The organism is Paracoccus aestuariivivens, from assembly GCF_009711225.1.
Classification (GTDB): Bacteria; Pseudomonadota; Alphaproteobacteria; order Rhodobacterales; family Rhodobacteraceae; genus Paracoccus; species Paracoccus aestuariivivens.
This window is the reverse complement of sequence record NZ_WMIE01000056.1, coordinates 1-1842: the sequence shown is the minus strand read 5'-3', so window position 1 is coordinate 1842 and position 1842 is coordinate 1. Positions and strand designations below refer to the sequence as shown.

2 pseudogenes are annotated in these 1842 nt (G+C 63.4%); both read right to left on the bottom strand.

Features of this window, described 5'->3' with window-relative positions:
• A pseudogene (locus tag GL286_RS23015) lies at positions 1 to 442 on the bottom strand (ATP-binding protein); the annotation flags it as partial.
• Positions 432 to 1842: pseudogene (gene istA / locus GL286_RS22005) on the bottom strand (IS21 family transposase); the annotation flags it as partial. The pseudogenes istA and GL286_RS23015, both read right to left, overlap by 11 nt.

Below are 1842 nucleotides of genomic sequence, written 5' to 3'. Positions count from 1 at the left end.
GAGGGCCGTCGCGGCATGGGTCTTCCCTGTGCCCGGGCCGCCGATCAGAACCACATTCTGTGCCCCGTCCATGAACTCGCAGCGGTGCAGCTGGCGCACTGTGGCCTCGTTGATTTCGCTGGCAGAGAAATCGAAGCCCGAGAGATCCTTGTAGGCCGGAAAGCGCACCGCCTTCATATGATAGGCAATGGAGCGGACTTCGCGCTCGGCCATTTCGGCCTTCAGCAATTGAGACAGGATCGGCACCGCAGCGTCAAAGGCCGGTGCTCCCCTCGCCATGGTCTCTCGGACCGTCGCCCATCGTGCTTGAACCGATGGCGCTACGATAGGCGACCGTTCCCATGGCTCGATCGATCAGGTCGGTGACGGCCTGCGCCATGCCATGCATCTTCAGGCTTCGAAGCATGATCACGATGGCGCCGCTGGCAGGATCATGACGCATGATGACCTCCTGCCGTCTGGATGCGCAGACCATCATAGCGTTCGACATTGGCCCTGGGTTCGCGGTGCAGGGCCAGGGCCTGCGGGGTATCGAGCGGCGGTCCACCAACCACCTTGCCGCCGACCAGCCGGTGCAAGGGATTCAACACGTGGGTCTTGGTCGCCACGCCCTCGGCCAAGGCCAGTTCCGCCGCAGTCAGCACGGCCTGCTCATCGTGCTGGAGAACCAGGGCCAGAATATTGACCATCTCCCGATCGCCGCCTGGCTTGCGCAGCATCTGCTCCTGCAGCTGCCTGAAGGCAGGGGGCATTTCCGCAAACGGTGCCCCATTCCTGAGAGCACCGGGCTTGCGCTGGAGAACGGCAAGGTAATGCCGCCAGTCATAGATCGTTCGGGGCGGCATGTGGTGGCTGCGTTGGATCACGCGGCCATGCTCGCAAAGGATATTGCCCTCGGCCGCCACCACCAGCCGGTCCGGGTAAATCCGAAGGCTCACGGGCCGATTGGCAAAGGACGCCGGCACACTGTAGCGATTGCGCTCGAAACTGATCCGGCAGGTGGGTGAAACGCGCTTGCTCAGTTCGATGAAGCCATCAAACGCTGGCGGCAAAGGCATCAATGCGGCGCGCTCCGCGGCCCAGACTTCGGCGATTGTGCCGGGCAGCGTGCCATGCAGGGTCTCGTGCCACAGCTCTACACAACGCTGCTCCAGCCAAGCATTCAGCGCATCAAGGTTTGGAAAGCCCGGCATCCCGTGCAGGATTTGGTGGCGAGAGTCCCGCACGTTCTTCTCGACCTGGCCCTGCGCCAGCGGCGCTCGAACCGATGGCGCCACGCCGGCGCAGTCCCAGCCCGCTGCCGGATTACAGAACCCGGGCTCGAAAACATAGTGGTTTGCCATGGTGAGACAAGCGGATGTTGACCTGTCGCTCCTTGCCACGGCCAACACGGTCCACGGCCGTGCGCCCTCGCCATGGTCACTCGAACCAGTGGCATTCCCATGGCTCGTTGTCATAGATGCCGCGCTCGGGCACACCGCCGAATACCCGAAACGCGTGCCAATGCGCGTCAAACAGCATCTCGTGGGTCTGAAGCAGATAGGCCCGCAGCAGGAAGGCGCGGCTGTGCGACAGCTTGATATGCGCCACCTGAAGTTTGGTGCGCTCCTCACCTAGAAGCCCGTAATCCTCGCTCCAGTCGAACTGGAACGCTTCGCCCGGATGGAAAGCCAGCGGAACAAAGGTGCCCCGGCCCGTGGTCTGTTGCTCGCGCTGGCGATCCAACCGCCATTGCCGCGCGAACGCCGCCACCCGACCATAGGAGCCCGTGAAGCCGAGCTTGACGAGATCAGCGTGCATCTGCTTCAGCGTCCGCCGCTGCTTGCGCGACTTCCCGGCCTC